This is a genomic window from Tabrizicola caldifontis (genome assembly GCF_004762095.1).
Lineage (GTDB): Bacteria > Pseudomonadota > Alphaproteobacteria > Rhodobacterales > Rhodobacteraceae > Tabrizicola > Tabrizicola caldifontis.
This window is the reverse complement of record NZ_SIJH01000052.1, coordinates 1-788: the sequence shown is the minus strand read 5'-3', so window position 1 is coordinate 788 and position 788 is coordinate 1. Positions and strand designations below refer to the sequence as shown.

1 protein-coding gene is annotated in these 788 nt (G+C 64.6%); it reads left to right on the top strand.

From position 1 onward, the window contains the following. The first annotated feature begins 36 nt into the window (after positions 1-36). A complete protein-coding gene (pstB, locus tag EYB42_RS17220; protein WP_135451296.1) occupies positions 37-783 on the top strand; it encodes a phosphate ABC transporter ATP-binding protein PstB in 747 nt (248 codons plus the stop codon). The last annotated feature ends 5 nt before the right edge of the window (positions 784-788 follow it).

Here is a 788-nt window from a genome sequence, read left to right as displayed (position 1 = left end):
CGCACGGGCCTTGATGCGGGCACTGTCACGGCCAAGATGTCTGCGCGTGGGGTTCAGGTGTATTACGGCACGAACCACGCGCTGAAGGATGTTGATGTTGACATCCTGGACCGGGCGGTGACGGCCTTCATCGGGCCGTCTGGCTGCGGCAAGTCCACCTTCCTGCGCTGTCTGAACCGGATGAACGACACCGTGGCCTCGGCCCGGGTCGAGGGGCGGATCACGCTGGACGGCCAGGACATCTATGACCCGCGCATCGACCCCGTGCAGCTGCGCGCCAAGGTCGGCATGGTGTTCCAGAAGCCGAACCCCTTTCCGAAATCGATCTACGACAACGTGGCCTACGGGCCGAAGATCCACGGCATGACCCGCAACAAGGCCGAGCTTGATGCCATCGTGGAAGACGCGCTGCGCAGGGCCGCCCTGTGGAACGAGGTGAAGGATCGTCTGGATGCCCCCGGCACCGGCCTGTCGGGCGGCCAGCAGCAAAGGCTCTGCATCGCCCGGGCAGTCGCCACCAGCCCCGAGGTGCTGTTGATGGACGAACCCTGCTCGGCGCTGGACCCCATCGCCACGGCCCAGGTCGAAGAGCTGATCGACGAGCTGCGCAGCCAGTTCTCCGTGGTGATCGTCACCCACTCGATGCAGCAGGCCGCGCGCGTCAGCCAGAAGACCGCCTTCTTCCACCTCGGAAACCTGGTGGAATACGGCGATACAGCACAGATCTTCACCAACCCGAAAGACCCAAGGACCGAAGCCTACATCACCGGCCGCATCGGGTAAGGAGC